Source organism: Lysinibacillus sp. GW821-FHT14F06 (genome assembly GCF_058803665.1).
Genome location: NZ_JBXAPF010000003.1, coordinates 172209 through 189815, shown reverse-complemented (window position 1 = coordinate 189815; position 17607 = coordinate 172209). Strand labels below are relative to the sequence as shown.

Below are 17607 nucleotides of genomic sequence, written 5' to 3'. Positions count from 1 at the left end.
GGGAAAGTACATGTCTGAACGTATGATGGCTAGTGAGGCAGGCAGCTATGATGAGCAATTTGAATTATCTTTAAGACCCCAGCGATTGGCACAATATATTGGACAGCATAAAGTAAAAGAGAATTTACAAATTTTCATTGAAGCAGCAAAGCTTCGTCAGGAAAGTTTAGATCATGTGCTGTTATATGGACCTCCTGGACTTGGGAAAACGACACTAGCTGCTGTTATTGCCAATGAAATGCATGTCAATGTGCGCATGACAAGCGGACCTGCAATCGAACGTCCTGGAGATTTAGCAGCTATTTTAAGTTCATTGGAGCCTGGAGATGTACTATTTATCGATGAAATTCATCGCTTGCCACGAGCTATTGAAGAAGTACTTTATCCAGCCATGGAAGATTTTTGCTTAGATATTGTTGTTGGTAAAGGGCCTGAAGCACGTTCTGTCCGTCTTGATTTGCCGCCATTTACGCTCGTCGGTGCCACAACAAGGGCTGGCGCATTATCGGCACCTTTAAGGGATCGCTTTGGTGTACTACTGAGGTTAGAGTATTATGATGATATATCACTTGCTGAGATTGTCGTGCGTAGTGCACATTTATTTGATGTGGAAATTGAGCAAGTAGCAGCAGGTGAAATGGCTAGACGTTCACGTGGTACACCTCGTATAGCAAATCGCTTGTTGAAGCGGGTGCGAGATTATGCACAGGTGCTCGGAGATGGTATGATAACAGAGAATCTTGCAAAGCAAGCCTTAGAGCTATTACAGGTCGATCCTAGAGGACTTGATCATATAGACCATAAACTAGTAACCAATATGATTGAGCGCTTTAAGGGAGGTCCTGTAGGCTTAGATACACTAGCTGCATCTATCGGTGAGGAGCGGGTTACAATAGAAGATGTCTATGAGCCGTATTTAATGCAAATTGGCTTTATCCAGCGTACACCACGTGGAAGAGTCGCTAGTCATTTAGCCTACGAACATTTTGGATATGATTATCCCCAACAAACATAGAAGAAGGAAGTTTTTTCATGCGTGTAGAAGATTTTGATTTTGAATTACCAGAGGTGCTTATAGCCCAAACGCCACTTGTCGATCGAACAGCTAGCCGATTAATGGTTGTGACGCCAGGCTCAAATGAAGTGGAGCATCATCATTTTGCTCATATTTTAGATGAGTTACATGCTGGTGATTGCCTTGTGTTAAATGATACAAGGGTACTGCCAGCGCGTTTAATGGGCATAAAAGAGGAAACAGGTGCCCATATAGAAGTACTTTTACTAAAGCAAATGGCTGGTACGGATGAATGGGAAACACTTGTGAAGCCAGCAAAGCGTGTGAAAGTCGGTACAGTTGTCACATTTGGAGATGGCTTACTGACAGCTACTTGTACAGGAGAGCTTGATCACGGCGGACGTACATTTGAGTTTAACTATAATGGGATTTTTTACGAAATTTTAGAGCAACTTGGTGAGATGCCCTTACCTCCATATATTCGTGAAAAATTAGAGGATAAGGATCGTTACCAAACCGTCTACGCTAAAGAACGCGGCTCAGCTGCAGCTCCAACAGCGGGACTGCATTTTACAGAAGAATTACTGAAACAAGTAAAGGCAAAAGGTGTGGAGGTTGTCTTTATCACGTTACATGTGGGACTCGGAACATTTCGACCTGTCAGTGTAGATTCCATTGAAAATCACGAAATGCATGCTGAGTTCTATAGTGTTACCGAAGAAGCTGCATCAACGATTAATCGTATAAAACGTAATGGCGGTAAAGTGATTGCAGTTGGGACAACCTCTACACGAACATTAGAAACAATTGGCTCTAAATACAATGGAGAAGTGCGAGCAGAACAAGGCTGGACCTCTATTTTTATTTACCCAGGCTATGAATTTACAGTGGTAGATGGCTTAATTACAAACTTCCATTTACCGAAATCTACCCTTGTCATGCTTGTTAGTACGCTTGCAACAAGAGAAACTATTTTAAGTGCCTATTATCAAGCTGTAGAGGAAAAATATCGCTTCTTTAGCTTCGGTGATGCAATGTTTATTCGTCCACAGAGATAATTAAGGATAAAATCGGAGTACTGTTTTTACTTCAGATAAGAGAGGAATATTTTTTTATGACACAACCAGCAATTCGCTATGAACTACTTCATACTTGTAAGCAAACAGGAGCACGTCTTGGTATCGTGCATACACCACATGGCTCCTTTGAAACACCAGCCTTTATGCCAGTAGGTACGCAGGCAACTGTTAAAACAATGTCGCCAGAGGAACTAAAGGAAATGAATGCAGGTATCATCCTGTCTAATACGTACCATTTATGGCTTCGTCCAGGCAATGATATTGTCAAGGAAGCAGGGGGCTTGCATAAATTTATGAACTGGGATCGCCCAATTTTAACAGATTCAGGTGGCTTCCAAGTGTTCTCACTTAGTCAATTCAGAAAAATTGAAGAAGAAGGGGTTCACTTCCGCAATCATTTGAATGGTGATAAATTGTTTTTAAGTCCAGAAAAGGCGATGGAAATACAAAATGATCTAGGTTCAGACATTATGATGGCCTTTGATGAATGTCCACCATACCCAGCAACCTACGACTATATGCTGCAATCTGTTGACCGCACAACTCGTTGGGCGAAGCGTTGTAAAGAGGCACATAACCGTCCAGAAGACCAAGGATTATTTGGTATTATTCAGGGTGGAGAATATGAGGAATTACGTCGTCGTTCAGCAGAAGCATTAGTCGAATTAGATTTCCCAGGATATGCTATTGGAGGGCTGTCTGTTGGTGAACCAAAAGATGTTATGAATAGAGTTTTAGAGTTCACTACACCGTTAATGCCAGCAAATAAACCGCGTTATTTAATGGGTGTTGGGTCACCTGACTCATTAATCGACGGGGCAATTCGTGGTATTGATATGTTTGACTGTGTACTGCCAACACGAATTGCACGTAATGGTACACTAATGACCTCTGAAGGACGTTTAGTAGTAAAGAATGCAAAGTATGCTCGTGATTTCGGCCCAATTGATCCAAATTGTGATTGCTATACTTGTAAAAATTATTCACGTGCTTATATTCGACATCTTATTCGTACGGAGGAGACATTTGGTATTCGCTTAACGACATACCATAACTTACACTTCCTATTGAAATTAATGGAACAAGTACGTGAGGCAATCCGTGAAGATCGACTAGGTGATTTCCGAGAAGAGTTTTTCGAGAAATACGGCTTTAATGGCCCAAATGCTAAAAACTTTTAATTTTAAGGCAAAAAGATATGCACAAAAAATAGTCAAAAGATAATGTGAATCACTGTGATTAGTGTATATTTCTAGCAAAATATTGTCTATTATAGAAAAAATATTAGTAATATAGAAAATTTTTGGGCTTGTCCATCGCTTTTTAAGGGTGGAATAGTCTATACTAAAAAAAGTGATAATGGAAAGGGGGCAAGAATTATGAATTCGTATGTACAATTTATACCCATAGTGTTAATGTTCGTTGCAATGTGGTTTATTTTAATCCGCCCTGCTAAAAAGAGACAGCAGGAAACACAAAATATGCAGAGCAATTTGCAACGTGGAGATAAAGTAATTACAATAGGTGGCTTACATGGTGTGATTGATTCGATTGAGGATACAGCAGTAACATTGAAAATCTCAGAAAATGTACGTGTAAAATTTGATCGTCAAGCAATCGGACGAGTTGTAAGTGAAAAATAACTAAACTTCGATTTAAAGGCGTCGTCCATCATAAATTTGGACAACGCCTTTTGTATTTTTTATCGCCATTTCAATTATTTTTGACTAAGTTTTTCTGTATAAAATACAACATACACGGTCACCTTGTTAGTATGGGGGTGACTGTATGGAAGAATATTTAATTATTATTTTTAGAACATGCTTTATCTATGTGTTTATTTTGATTATTTTTCGATTAATGGGTAAACGTGAGGTTGGTGAATTATCCGTCATCGATTTAGTGGTATCCATTTTAATGGCTGAGGTTGCCGCATTTGCACTTGATGACTTTGAAAATCCTTTAATGAATGCTATTTTGCCAATTATCATGTTGTTTTTTATTCAAATAGGAAGTGCTTATTTATCATTAAAAAATAAAAAATTCCGTGATTTAGTGGATGGTGATCCCGTTTTACTGATAAAGGATGGTGTCATTTTAGAAAAAGAAATGCGCAAGCAACGTTATAATTTAGATGATTTGTGTCAACAGTTGCGCGAAAATGGTACTGCCTCTGTTACTGAAGTTGCTTACGCTTATTTGGAGCCCTCTGGGAATCTTTCTGTTTATGAGAAAGATGAAAAGGCATTTGTATATCCACTGATTATCGACGGTGATATTCAAGAAAGACATTTGAAACTTTTGCATAAGGATGCAGAATGGCTAGTGGCCGAGTTAGCCAAAAATAATATTACAAATTGTAAAACTGTATTTTTTTGTATCTGGGAAGATAATCGACTCCATATTCAACTGAAAGAATCTTAAACTTTTTTCACTAATTTCCGTAGGTACTGGACATCGGTAAAACGTAGCTGATTCGAAAAAATTAAAAAAGTAAATAGTAAAAATAAAGTTACACAACTACTTAAAATAAAAGGTAAAGACATGACGGGTATTAAAAAATACTGAGTGACACAAACCGCAATAAAGCAGCTATAAGGCACTACAAACATTCTAAAGCCTGCACGTAAATTTTTGCGTTGTCTGACTGTTGCGATATGCAAAAACGAAGTAAGTAATACACCAAATCCAATTGCCACAACTGCCCCCTTTTCCTGTATACCAGGCTGAGAAGCGAGTACGAACATGACAAATAACTTTCCTAGACCACCGTAAATGGAGTTCATCATGGCAGCGCGGGCCTCGCCTATTGCTTGCAATATCGAGTGCAATGGACTTTGAATATAGTAAAAATAAAAAATAGGGGCTAATATTTTCACATAGCCACGGTTTTCTTGTAGATGAAAGAGCTTCATCGCTAGTTCATCACCGTGTACAAAAAAGTACGTAGCGGCAATACATCCCACTAAAGACGATAAGCGTAACGACACGGAAATACGTTCCTGTAAAAGCGGTGTATGCTGACGAGCCACAGCATCACTAACAGCCGGAATTAGGACAATCGAAAGTGCAGTGGAAACAAAAGCAGGAAATAACAAAAGCGGCACTAGTACGCCCGAAATAACACCGTAAAGAATCGTTGCTGCGGAGGCTGTCAATCCAGCCATTGTTAGAGCTTTTAAAAAGATAATCGGCTCTAAAAACCATGTAAAGGAACCAAATAGCTTGCTGCCAGCAGAAGGGAGGGCTACTCGTAACATGGGTGAGGAAGGATATGCCTCGATTTTGTTTTTTCTCGTCAATAATTTTTTCTTTGAGATAATATAATGCATCCACAAATATAAGAAAGCAATGACTTCGGCTAAAAGCGTAATCCCCATGGCAGAAGCTGCTGTTACAGAAGCGTTATTATAGTTTGCTACATATGGTAGCATAAATGTGATAAAGCCAATACGTACAAGTTGCTCAAGCATTTGAGACCAAGCTGTTGGTGTAATTTTCGCGATCCCCTGTAAATATGCACGCAATAGCCCAGAGCCGACTGACACAGGCACCGCAAAGAGCGCAATCCAGAGCGTAAAGGTTGTATGTTCATTATGTAATAGAGTAGTCGAGATATATGGTATTGCTAGTGCAACAACTGGCATAAAGATGATCATGCCGATAAACGACCAAAGTATAGCCGTTTTCATAACACCAAAGATGTTTTCACGTTTGTTTTTTGCTAGTAGCTCTGCTACAATTTTGGCCACAGCGATAGGTAGTCCAAGTTGAATGAGTGAGATAAAGAAAATAAAAGCAGGATAGACGGTCATATAAATACCGACTGCTTCTTCACCAGCGATACGCATAAACTGCATTCTATAAAAGAAGCCAAAGAGTTTCGATAAAAAAATCACAAACATCAAAAATAGTGTACCTCGTACAAAAGAACTCATGCCATCCGTCCCTTCTCAAGCCGCAAAAATTCATTTACACTATTTGTATGCAAACATGTCTTACGATACAACTTTGATTGGAGATGATTCAAAATGAGTGTGCAGCATGAGCAGCTATTTGAAAAAATTCGTCCGGCAATTGATAGTAAGATAGGAGAGTTTCAGCATTATCAATACGATGCGATTACAGCAGAAGAGCTTTGGCGCTATTGTATAGAGAAAAAATGGCGCAAAAAAAATATCGAACAATTACGTTTACACGAGATTATCGCTACTATTTTTTCTGTATCTCCGTCGGATATTGTATCTTTTAATCAAGTAGAATTTTTACAAAGTAATAATTGGTTTACAGAATTGAATGCGGAAGAGTTAAAAATGCTCCTTGGACCAGTTAAAGCTTAAGAACTGTGTAAAAATTGTCAAATAATAAAAGAATACTAAAAGTGTTGAATTGACACCAAGCGCAACCTGTTTCATAATGAGTGTGTTGCGCTTTTTTTATTGAAATAAGTATTTTTACTGTCATACTTCTACTAGCTGTTATGAAAAGTAGAGGTTAAAAAGATAAATTTGCGCGTTATGAACGATTGAAATAAGTAGAGCAACCTTTTTGAAGCACAGGCTACATTATTCTACAGGAAAAGGAGGAATAGACGTTTCAAAAGGTATTGCTATTATACTTGTTTGTAGTGTAAGGGATGCCCTTACACCTATTCGAGGAGGATTTATAAATGAAACTAAAAAGTCGTATAGTTGCATTCGTATTGATTTTGGTGCTCTTTACAGCAGCCATTAGTACGACTGTAAACGGCGTCTTAAAGGACATTAAGCTTGGTCTTGACCTACAGGGCGGGTTTGAGGTTCTTTATGAGGTAAAAGAATTAAAAGATGGACAAAAGATTACACCTGGTGTTGTCTCGGCAACTGCAACTGCCCTGGATAAACGTATCAATGAAATTGGTGTAAGTGAGCCTAGCATTGAAATTGAAGGTGAAAATCGTATCCGTGTGCAATTAGCAGGGGTTGAAGATCAAGAATCAGCACGTAAATTATTGTCTACTTCTGCAAATTTAACATTCCGTGATGTCGATGATAATTTACTATTAGATGGTGATGACTTAAAGCCAGGTGGAGCAAAGGATTCCTTTGACCAGCAAAATCGTCCAATTGTTTCATTAACATTAAAAGATGCGAAAAAATTTGCTGATATTACAAGTAAAATTGCCGCTAAACCAGCAGGTGAAAATTTACTTGTTGTATGGTTAGACTTTGAAGAGGGTGTTGATTCATATAAAGCTGAATCACAAAAAGCGAAGCCTCGCTATGCATCTGCTGCAACAGTAAGTCAGACATTAAATACTACAGATGTAATGATTAGCGGGAACTTCACAGTTGAAGAAACAAAAAATTTAGCGGGTATTTTAGATGCTGGTGCACTTCCTGTAAAGCTTAATGAAATCTATTCTACATCAGTTGGTGCACAGTTTGGTGAGGATGCACTTAAAAATACAATTTTCGCTGGTATTGTGGGCGTAGTATTAATTTTCTTATTTATGCTATTCTACTACCGTTTGCCGGGCTTTATTTCTATCATTACACTTGCCATTTTCACTTTCTTAGTACTAGTTGTATTTGATTGGATTAATGCAGTTTTAACACTTCCAGGTATTGCAGCGATTGTGCTCGGTATAGGAATGGCTGTGGATGCTAATATACTAGCGGCTGAGCGTATTCGTGAGGAACTACGTGTAGGTCATTCAGTGAAACAAGCCTTCCAAATCGGCTCGAAGCAGTCCTTATCTGCGATTATTGACGCACAGCTTACTACATTATTAGCTGCGGCTGTATTATTTAAATTCGGGACAAGCTCTGTTAAAGGGTTTGCGACAACATTAATTATTAGTATTTTACTAAGCTTCCTAACAGCTGTTTGGGGATCTCGAGTATTACAAGGATTACTTGTAAATAGTGGCTATTTCAACAATCCTGCGTGGTTTGGTATTGCAAAATCGAAACAGCATAGCTTGGATGAAAATATAGGAACATTGGATTTATCAACGAAATTTGATCGTTTTGATTTTGTACACAATCGTAAGAAATTCTATACATTCTCCTTAGCTATTTTAGTGGCTGGTTTAGTGGTTCTTGGTATATTCCGTCTAAACCTTGGTATTGATTTCTCAAGTGGTACGCGTGTTCAAATTGAAGCGGATCAGACTTTAACGAAAGAAGAAGTATCTAAATACTTAGATAGCATTGACTTCTCATCTGATGATATCGTTCTTTCTGGAGAAAAAAGCAACAATGCTGTTATTCGTTATAAAGATGATCTATCACAAGCAGATATTCTAAAATTCCAAAAAGATGCTACAGAAAAATATGGCCATAAACCAACAGTAAGTACAGTATCTGATACAGTGGGTAAAGAGCTTGTGAAAAACGCAATCAAAGCATTAGCACTTGCAGCTATTGGTATCATTATCTATGTAGCGGTTCGTTTTGAATGGCGTATGGGTATTGGCGCAATTGTCTCGTTAATACATGACGTATTCTTAATTGTTGCTGTATTTAGTTTTATGCGCTTAGAAGTTGATATTACGTTTATTGCTGCTGTACTGACAATTGTTGGTTATTCTATTAATGATACGATCGTTACGTTTGACCGAATGCGTGAGAACTTGGATCGATATGATACGATTCAGGACCGTGAAGTGTTAGCGAATATTGTTAATAAATCATTACGTCAAACAATGGGTCGATCTGTGAACACAGTGTTAACGGTTATTATCGTGACAGTGGCACTTCTTATTTTAGGTGCACCATCGATTCAAAACTTCTCAATCGCGTTATTAATTGGTTTAATAACAGGTATGTATTCATCTATCTGTATTGCAGCACAAATCTGGTACTCATTAAAAATTCGTGAAATGAAAAAATCAGATGGTCAAATTCACAAAAAAGAGAAAAAACAATGGGGAACGGATGAGCCTGTTGTTTAATATATGCCTTTAAATTGGGAACAGGGAAGGGAATTTTCCTTTCCTGTTTTTAATGAAAAAAAAGATCTGCATGCTTTCGTTTGAAAGTTGCAGATTCTTTTTGTTTAAAGCCTAAATTGTTGTAGTAAAGTTTGTAGCTGCTGGGCGTTATCACTTAGCTCCTCAGCTACTGCATTGACCTGCTGCATTGTGGCTACTTGCTCATCAACTGCATGGGTAATAATTTGGGAGTTATTTGCTGAGATATCTGCACCAGAGGCGATTTCCGTTAGAGAGGTCGCTACTTCTTGAGCGCCAGCTGAAATTTGTTCCGATGTGGCTGAAATATCTTCAATTTGGTTTGTAAAGTCTTGAACAGATGATGAAATAGCGTCAAAGGCATTGCCTGCCTCATAAATTTTAGCTACACCGTCTTGAACAGATGTTAAGCCTTCAATAACAGCATCTTCGACATTTCTTGTATCCATTTGAATCTCATTTGTAATAGCGACAATTTGACTCGCAGATTGATTTGATTCCTCTGCAAGCTTTCGCACTTCATCTGCAACGACTGCAAAGCCTTTGCCATGTTCGCCAGCTCTTGCTGCTTCGATAGCAGCATTCAAAGCCAATAAATTGGTTTGCTCCGTAATGGCTGTGATTACTTTTGTAATTTGTCCAATATCTTCAGATTGCTTACTAAGTTTTTTTGTTAAATCAGCAATACGTATTGTAGCTTCAGAGATTGTATCCATCTGCTCTTTGGCAGTTAAAATGGTTGCACCACCTGTATTGGCAAGCTGTGTCATATTGAGAGCGTTGTGATGTAATTGTTGTGTAGTCTCAGCGATGCGTTGTACACCAGCAGCAGTTTCATCCATAGCGATTGTACTTTGCTGAGCTGTGCTAGCTGATGAAGTTAAGTGATCCGTAGTTTCTTTTACACGATGTGCAATATCGCTTGACGTTGCAGTCACTTCCTCAGTGCTAGCAGAAAGCTCTTCAGAAGCAGCAGATAAATGTGTGGCACTATCTTGAACATTTCCTATTAGCTTCGATAAATTTTGTTTTAACGTATTTACTGCTGTAGCAAGAATACCAATTTCGTCTTTTGAGCTATAGTCAAGTTGGGCGATTGTTAAATCACCTTGCGATAGTGCATCTGCTGCATCAATTACCTGTCGTAGCGGTTGGACGATAGAGTTTTTCACAAAATTCATAAAGTATAGTCCTACAAAGACACTTACAATAAGCAAAACAATGGAGAAAATGATAGCTCTTGATACAGTTAAGTCAACATCATGCTCAACCTTTTGAAGTTGTTCATCATGGTATTCCAATAGCTCTTTTGTCAAAGCAAAGATTTCCCTATTATGTTTTGTTACATCATTATTAATGTAGGATAATGCTAAATCCATATTGCCATTAGTAAAAGCTTGCATCGCCTTTTGGGAACTAGCCAGTAATTCATTTTGTAATGCAGATACTTGCTCCATAATACCTTTTGTATAATCTGAACGCACAATACTAGTCAGTTCTTGAATCGTCTCAGGTAATTGTTTTTCATATCTTTCTAAATTAGCTTTTGCCGTTTCATCATTACTATTTAAAAAATAGGAACGTAAAAAAAGGCCTTGAGAGGCAATTTGTTGCTGTATTTCTTCTGTTAATTGCATTTGGACAATTCGATGATTTAATGCCTCTTCTATATCTCTCTTAGCCACTTTAAATTGGAGAAATGATAGAATACTTAAGATCAATAGTAAACAAATTAATGAAATAAATCCTATATTTAGTTTTTTGCGAACGGACATTTACGTTCCTTCTTTCCTTCATAATATTAGAGAATCAATGTTCTGAAATTACTATAACTTGATATTTTTACAAGGTCAATACTTGGTAAGAGCTTAAAATTAGGTAGTTTTACTTCCTTTTTGTTGAATAAATAAAAGCGTTTTTTACTAGTAATGCTTTTCATCATTTCAATAGTATTTTTTCTTTTTCTCAGAATTCATTGACAATTCCGGTAGATTGGCATAAAATAAGGCTAACTTTTTGTTCGGTAATGGTAGAAGGTCTCGGGAGCGAGGCTAGCCATAGAGCAGATGAGCTGAGTTTAGATAAGAATAGCTGAGAAATTGTTGAATAAGAATAGTAGCGTAAGTGTGCAATCTAGAGAGTCAGTGGATGGTGTGAACTGATTTGCAGCTTAAGTGAATGGACTTATGAGAGTCGCTTATAATAAAAGCGAACGGCTTCCCCACGTTATAGGGGGTGCATTAACTTTGTTGACCATGCAGGTTAAAAAGTTAAAAGTCTTCGGACTATCTTTGCGTGATGGATTTCATGTCATGCTAGGACAGCACATAAGGGAGAGCAATATGCTCTAATATGAGGTGGCAACGCGGTCTTAATCGTCCTCTGCAATTAGGAAAATCCTTTTTGCAGAGGGCTTTTTTTATTTTTCAGCAACTATTTAAACATTGATTACATTCAGGGGAAATTTTGAAAAGGAGCTTGGTACTTATGCTATCTACGAGTTCAAGAACAAAAATGAAAACAATTAATGGTGATTCTTTAACACCGATTTTAATTTTTAGACGCTTACAAGGTAATCATAAATTTTTGCTAGAGAGTTCAGCCCAGCATGAGGGAGCAGGACGTTTTTCTTTTATTGGTGCTAACCCTAGAAAAACATATAAAGGTCAAGGTGATGAAATTCAAGAGTATTCCTATAAAACGGGAAAAACATATACACATAAAGGTGATTTATTTGTGTTATTGAAAAGATTAATGCCCCGCGTTTCCAATACTACGCAGTTCCCATTTTCAGGAGGCGCTGTTGGTTATGTAGGTCATGGGGCAACGTCAAATCCTTCTACTGAAGAGATGAATGTGGAGCTGCCTGATGTGCATTTTCATGTTTATGAGACAGTTATTGTTTTTGACCATGTAACAGACGAAGTTACACTAATTCATACAAATATAGATGCAGAAAAAAAAGAACCAAATTTAGAAGAGCTGGCACAACAGCTTATAAAAGGTAGAGAGACTGAGGATACGGACTGTCACTATGTTCCAAAGGAATCCGCAGTGAATGAACATTTTGAGAGCACTCTTACTGCTGTTAAAGATATTTTGGATGAAGAGATGACAAGGGTTGTGCTATCAAAGCGCTTAATAGCTGATTTACAAGGAGATGCTTTCGCTTTATATCGTCAATTACGGAAGAATAGTCCAGCAGCCTATATGTATTATGTAGAATTTGAGGATTACATAGTATTAGGTACATCTCCTGAAAGCCTTATTCGAGTTAAGGGTGGGCGGGTTATCGCAACGCCAACAGAAGGAACAGTTCCTAGAGGTAAAACTAAGGGGGAAGACTTGGAACAAGAACGAAAACTAGTGGAAAACACAGAAGTGAGAAAATCTCATGCGGTACTAGTTTCTGCCATTCAGCAAGAGCTACAGTCAGTGTGCTTTCGAGATTCGATTCAGGTGATAGAGGCGATGAAAATTGAGCGATCAAAGCAAGCTTTACACATGACATCTAGAGTTGAGGGTCAAATTTTACCTATGCTTCATGCACTTGATGTCTTAGCCGGAACATTACCACCTTTTGCATCAGCAGGAAATCCAAATGCACAGGCCAAGGATTATTTAGAAAAAGTTAGTCAGGCTACAGGTATTTTTGGAGGTGCCCTTGGGTTTATTGGCTTCAATGGTCATCTTGATTTTGCTTTAACAGGAAAATCAATGGTGATAGCCAATGAAACGATGCATATGCAAACAACTGTAACGGTAACAAAATATACAAATACCAACGAAATTTTGAAACAGGTGGAAGAGGAAGAACGGGATTTTTTAAAAGAAGGAGGTCAACATTAATGGAAGCTATTCAGCAAAAGGTACAGCAGAGAGAGCATCTCATCTATGAAGAAATGCTACAGGCAGCAAATTGGATGTTCCAGGATGACACACCGAAGGAGGAAATCGCTAGCTTTCTAACAGCATTATCTTGTAAAGGTGAAACAGCACACGAAGTAGCAGCATTGGCAACTGTTATGCGTTCATTTGCACTTGATGTACCTGCAAAAGTAGGTGTATATATGGATAATTGTGGTACAGGTGGCGATGGTTTAAATACCTTTAATATCAGTACAGCATCTGCTTTCGTTTTAGCTGGAGCAGGTGTTCAAATGGCTAAGCATGGTAATCGCAAAATTTCCTCAGCATCAGGAAGTGCGGATGTTTTAGAAGCGCTTGGTATTCATACGGATATTACCATTGAGCAAACTGTTGAACTCCTAGAGACAGAGGGAATTGCATTTCTATATGCGCCAAATGTGCATCCGAAATTAAAGCGTATTGGTGAGGTGCGTCGTGCTCTGGGTAAACCAACCATTTTTAATCTTGTGGGTCCCCTTACGAACCCAGTTTCATTATCAACTCAATTTACCGGCATTAATCGACCTAATTTTGTCATGGAGTACGCTTCAGTACTACAAATGCTTGGACGTGAGCGAGCGATGGTCGTTTCGGGACCACAGGGGTTAGACGAGGCGTCATTAGCTGGGCAGAATACCTTTGTCTTAGTGGATAAAGGAGACTTAATACCTTTTTCATTAACCGCAGAGGATGCAGGCCTTAGCTATGCGCCACTTGAATCAATCCGTGGGGGAAATGCAGATGAAAATGCCGTTATTATGCGAAAATTATTAGCTGGTGAACAAAGTGCTTACTTTGACACTGTATTATTAAATGCTGGTATTGGGCTATTCAGCTATGGTAAGGCTGAAACGGTTAAAGAGGGCGTAGACATGGCGAGGGATAGCATTTTTAGTGGGCGAGCATTACAAAAATTAGAAGCAGTCGCTGCTTTCAGCGAGAAAATTAAAGAAGTGGAGGTTGGACAATGAATATATTAAATAAAATTATTGACCAGAAAAAAATAGAGGTTTGTGCTTTACTTGAACAACCCGACCCACTTGCTAATTTTACAGAGAAGGCACGTCCATCATTATTTGAGCAATTACGAAAATCGGAAACATTACAAGTTATTTCTGAGATGAAGCGTGCATCACCTTCTAAAGGGCTTATTGCAGAAGGTACAGATCCAGTTGCGCAAGCAAAAATATATGAACATGCAGGAGCAGCGGCAATATCTGTACTAACAGATAAAGAGTTTTTTAGAGGATCCTTTGAGGATTTAGCCGCAGTTGCCGATGCTGTTCAGACACCTCTTCTTTGTAAGGATTTTATGATTGACCGTGCACAAATTCGTTTTGCCAAAGCATCAGGTGCATCCATTATTTTATTAATTGTTGCTGCATTAACAGATGAAATATTACGTGATTTATATAGCTATGCAGCAAGCTTAAACTTAGAGGTATTAGTTGAAGTGCATGACCTTCAGGAGCTTGAGCGAGCTTTGGCAGTAGGAGCTCAACTGATTGGCGTTAATAACCGCGATTTACGTTCCTTTGAGGTGAGCTTAGAACGAACACGTGAAATTGCAGAAGCTTTCCCATTCGACAAGGAGCACGTGTTAATAAGTGAAAGTGGCATTTGGACGCAGGAAGATGCTAAAACGGTAGCAGCAATGGGGGCAAGTGGTGTTCTTGTTGGCGAGTCCTTGATGCGTAGTGGTGATGCAGGAGCCGCATTAAAAAGTTTACAGGTAAGTAAGTTGGAGGCATCTGTATGACAAAGGTAAAGATTTGTGGACTCAAGGAACAGCAACATGTACTAGCTGCAGTAGAGGTAGGAGCAGATGCAATTGGATTTGTCTTTGCCCCAAGCAAGCGCCAAATTTCAATTGAACAGGCACATCAATTAGCAAAATATGTACCACAGGGAATTTTGAAAATAGGAGTCTTTGTTAATCCAAGTGTGGAGGAACTGCGAGCCGCTGTTGAAGGTGTGCCATTAGATTATGTGCAGTACCATGGAGAAGAGACACCCGAATTTATCCGCCAGCAGGGTTACCCCGCGATTAAGGCACTGTCAGTTCGTGATGAAGCAGATGTTCGTGCGGCTGCTCATTATAATGTTGACTATTATTTATTCGATGCTCCAGGCACTGATTTTAAAGGTGGGAGTGGCCATACGTTTGATTGGACACTTCTAGAAATGGCAGGGATTCCGCGAGAGAAATTAATTTTAGCGGGTGGTTTGAAAGCTGAAAATATTGCAGAGGCTGTATCGCTGGTGTCTCCTTATATGGTAGACGTATCGAGCGGTGTGGAGACAGATGGTATAAAGGATGAAGCAAAAATAAATGCATTTATACAGACTGTAAAGAAAGGAAGAGCATGATGGTAAATTCAATTGCAAATAGCGTACCGACAAAGGAAGGACGTTACGGAAAATTTGGAGGGCAATTTGTTCCAGAAACATTAATGACAGCCTTGCAGGAATTAGAGTTAGCCTATGATGAGGCAATGAGCGATCAGGAATTTACGGATGAACTAGCCTATTATTTACAACAATATGTTGGGCGCGAGACACCATTGTACTACGCAGAAAACTTAACACAGGAGCTAGGTGGTGCGAAAATATACTTAAAGCGAGAGGATTTAAATCATACTGGCGCTCATAAAATTAATAATGCCATAGGTCAGGCATTGCTGGCTAAACGAATGGGCAAAAAGAAAATTGTAGCGGAAACAGGAGCCGGGCAGCATGGCGTAGCAACGGCAACAGCATGTGCTCTGTTAAACCTTGAATGTGTTGTCTTTATGGGTGCTGAGGATATCAAACGTCAACAGCTAAATGTATTTCGTATGGAGCTGCTAGGTACAAAAGTGGAGTCTGTAGAAACAGGTTCTAAAACATTGAAAGATGCTGTGAATGCTGCACTTCGCTATTGGGTGACAAATGTTGAGGATACACATTATATTTTAGGCTCAGCTTTAGGACCACATCCATTCCCCAAAATCGTTAGAGACTTCCAGCGTGTTATTGGTGTTGAAACGAGACAGCAAATTATAGAAAAGGAAGGACGTTTACCAGATGCAGTTGTTGCCTGTATCGGTGGTGGTAGTAATGCAATTGGGATGTTTCATCCCTTTATCGATGACGAAGCCGTAGCATTATATGGTGTAGAGGCTGCTGGAAGTGGTATAGAAACAGGAAAACATGCAGCAGCTATTGCTGGAGGACAGCTAGGGGTATTGCACGGAGCATATATGTATTTATTACAGGATGATAATGGCTTTGTACAGGAGGCTCACTCGATATCTGCTGGGCTAGACTACCCAGGAAAGGGTCCAGAGCATTGCTATTTACATGATATTGGTCGCGCACATTTTGATTCGATTACAGATAGTGAGGCACTAGAAGGCTTACAGTTATTAAGTCGTACGGAAGGTATACTTCCTGCGTTAGAGAGCTCTCATGCTATTGCTTATACAGCAAAGCTAGCAAAAACGATGTCTACAGATGACATCATTGTTGTATGTTTATCAGGCCGAGGCGATAAAGATGTTCATACAGTCCGTAAAGCATTAGGAGGGGATGTATCATGACAACATTACAGCAGGCAATTGAACAAACAAAAATTGCTGGTCATAAAGCATTTGTGCCATATATTATGGCAGGAGATGGTGGGTTAGAAACGTTAAGACCCACAATTCTAAAGCTACAGCAATTGGAAGTTACGGCTATTGAGGTTGGTATTCCATTTACAGACCCTGTTGCAGATGGTCCAACAATAGAACGAGCAGGTGAACGAGCATTAGCGGCAGGTGTGACATTACGGAAGGTGCTAGAAGAGCTGGCCTCCTTTAGAGAAGAGATTCATGTACCATTAGTGGTTATGACTTATTTTAACCCTATTTTAGCTTACGGCTTAGAGGAATTTGCAAAAGCTTGTGTGGCGGGGGGAGTAAAGGGATTAATCGTTCCTGATGTTCCACTTGAGGAAAGTGCTATTTTACAAAAGGCATTAAATCCTCATAGTATTGACATAATCCAGCTTGTCTCGTTAACAAGCCCACCTGAACGAATTATGCGTATCGCCGCTGCAAGTCAAGGCTTTGTCTATGCTGTGACAGTTAATGGCATCACTGGAGCTCGCTCAAGCTTTGCAGATGATTTAGGTGGCCATTTTGCTCGCTTACGTGAAGCAAGTGAAATTCCAGTGCTAGCAGGCTTCGGTATTTCAACACCTGAGCAGGTGGTTAGTATGGGGGCACTGGGTGATGGTGTTATCGTTGGTAGTGCGATTGTGACGGCGCTTCATGAAAATAATTGGCATAAGATTGAATCATTGGTGCTCGCTTCTAAAGGCGTGCTAGAGAAGTCTACTCTTTAATTAGAGTAGGCTTTTTATCTTCATTCAGCAGAAGACTCCCACCTCTACAGGTACAGGTGGTGAGATGAATGCGGTTTTGGTTCTCCTTTTCAGTGGGTGTCCAAACACCTACTGAAATAGAGGAACTCAGTCTAAGAACGCCACGTCCTGTGGCAATTTATCTGTGGGAAAGCGAAGCGACAGCAACACACGCCTGAGTGACCAACATCATGTTGCTGCCGCTGCGCTAGCACTACCCTTTCGCACAAAAAACATCTGTTGGCCCAAAGCCCCGGCTGAT

The 17607-nt window shown here is 39.3% G+C and carries 15 protein-coding genes and 1 other annotated feature; of the genes, 13 read left to right on the top strand and 2 right to left on the bottom strand.

Annotated features, from left to right (window positions below; genetic code table 11):
• Positions 1-10 precede the first annotated feature (10 nt).
• From ruvB to AC1RNS_RS04600, 5 genes are all read left to right on the top strand, one after another.
• Positions 11-1015, top strand: a complete 1005-nt coding sequence (gene ruvB, locus AC1RNS_RS04620; RefSeq protein ID WP_492991117.1) for a Holliday junction branch migration DNA helicase RuvB — start codon at positions 11-13, stop codon at positions 1013-1015.
• Between the two features lie 17 nt (positions 1016-1032).
• Positions 1033-2073, top strand: a complete 1041-nt coding sequence (queA, locus tag AC1RNS_RS04615) for a tRNA preQ1(34) S-adenosylmethionine ribosyltransferase-isomerase QueA (RefSeq protein WP_492991115.1) — start codon at positions 1033-1035, stop codon at positions 2071-2073.
• Between the two features lie 56 nt (positions 2074-2129).
• The gene (tgt, locus tag AC1RNS_RS04610) at positions 2130-3275 is read left to right on the top strand and encodes a tRNA guanosine(34) transglycosylase Tgt (protein WP_492991113.1); all 1146 of its coding nucleotides are present in this window, start codon (positions 2130-2132) and stop codon (positions 3273-3275) included.
• 198 nt (positions 3276-3473) lie between these two features.
• The gene (yajC, locus tag AC1RNS_RS04605) at positions 3474-3737 is read left to right on the top strand and encodes a preprotein translocase subunit YajC (RefSeq protein ID WP_492991112.1); all 264 of its coding nucleotides are present in this window, start codon (positions 3474-3476) and stop codon (positions 3735-3737) included.
• Positions 3738-3882: 145 nt separating this feature from the next.
• Positions 3883-4518 (top strand): DUF421 domain-containing protein, encoded by a 636-nt coding sequence (locus tag AC1RNS_RS04600; RefSeq protein WP_492991111.1) that lies wholly within the window; start codon positions 3883-3885, stop codon positions 4516-4518.
• Here AC1RNS_RS04600 and AC1RNS_RS04595 read toward each other — a convergent pair.
• Complete coding sequence (locus AC1RNS_RS04595) at positions 4515-6032, bottom strand: putative polysaccharide biosynthesis protein (RefSeq protein ID WP_492991109.1); 1518 nt, start codon at positions 6030-6032, stop codon at positions 4515-4517. The genes AC1RNS_RS04600 and AC1RNS_RS04595 overlap by 4 nt on opposite strands.
• A gap of 93 nt (positions 6033-6125) precedes the next feature.
• Here AC1RNS_RS04595 and AC1RNS_RS04590 point away from each other — a divergent pair, with 93 nt between their 5' ends.
• Complete coding sequence (locus AC1RNS_RS04590; RefSeq protein WP_492991107.1) at positions 6126-6434, top strand: post-transcriptional regulator; 309 nt, start codon at positions 6126-6128, stop codon at positions 6432-6434.
• A gap of 329 nt (positions 6435-6763) precedes the next feature.
• Entirely contained in the window at positions 6764-9031 is a 2268-nt protein-coding gene (secDF, locus tag AC1RNS_RS04585; protein WP_492991105.1) for a protein translocase subunit SecDF, read from the top strand.
• A gap of 104 nt (positions 9032-9135) precedes the next feature.
• Here secDF and AC1RNS_RS04580 read toward each other — a convergent pair whose 3' ends face one another.
• Positions 9136-10824 carry a methyl-accepting chemotaxis protein gene (locus tag AC1RNS_RS04580; RefSeq protein ID WP_492991104.1) on the bottom strand — a complete coding sequence of 563 codons (1689 nt, stop codon included), beginning with the start codon at positions 10822-10824 and terminating at the stop codon, positions 9136-9138.
• Positions 10825-11142: 318 nt separating this feature from the next.
• Positions 11143-11435: a binding site (T-box leader), on the top strand.
• 101 nt (positions 11436-11536) lie between these two features.
• Here AC1RNS_RS04580 and AC1RNS_RS04575 point away from each other — a divergent pair.
• Genes AC1RNS_RS04575 through trpA form a run of 6 tightly spaced genes read left to right on the top strand, consistent with a single transcriptional unit; the run spans position 11537 to position 17327 of the window.
• Complete coding sequence (locus AC1RNS_RS04575; protein ID WP_492991103.1) at positions 11537-12898, top strand: chorismate-binding protein; 1362 nt, start codon at positions 11537-11539, stop codon at positions 12896-12898.
• Complete coding sequence (gene trpD, locus AC1RNS_RS04570; RefSeq protein WP_492991102.1) at positions 12898-13929, top strand: anthranilate phosphoribosyltransferase; 1032 nt, start codon at positions 12898-12900, stop codon at positions 13927-13929. The genes AC1RNS_RS04575 and trpD overlap by 1 nt, the downstream gene beginning before the upstream one ends.
• Complete coding sequence (trpC, locus tag AC1RNS_RS04565; RefSeq protein ID WP_492991101.1) at positions 13926-14717, top strand: indole-3-glycerol phosphate synthase TrpC; 792 nt, start codon at positions 13926-13928, stop codon at positions 14715-14717. Before trpD ends, trpC begins: the two co-directional genes overlap by 4 nt.
• Positions 14714-15328 carry a phosphoribosylanthranilate isomerase gene (locus tag AC1RNS_RS04560; RefSeq protein ID WP_492991099.1) on the top strand — a complete coding sequence of 205 codons (615 nt, stop codon included), beginning with the start codon at positions 14714-14716 and terminating at the stop codon, positions 15326-15328. The genes trpC and AC1RNS_RS04560 overlap by 4 nt, the downstream gene beginning before the upstream one ends.
• Positions 15328-16539: a tryptophan synthase subunit beta gene (gene trpB, locus AC1RNS_RS04555; RefSeq protein ID WP_492991097.1), complete on the top strand. Its 1212-nt coding sequence runs from the start codon at positions 15328-15330 to the stop codon at positions 16537-16539. Before AC1RNS_RS04560 ends, trpB begins: the two co-directional genes overlap by 1 nt.
• Positions 16536-17327, top strand: a complete 792-nt coding sequence (trpA, locus tag AC1RNS_RS04550) for a tryptophan synthase subunit alpha (RefSeq protein WP_492991095.1) — start codon at positions 16536-16538, stop codon at positions 17325-17327. The genes trpB and trpA overlap by 4 nt, the downstream gene beginning before the upstream one ends.
• The last annotated feature ends 280 nt before the right edge of the window (positions 17328-17607 follow it).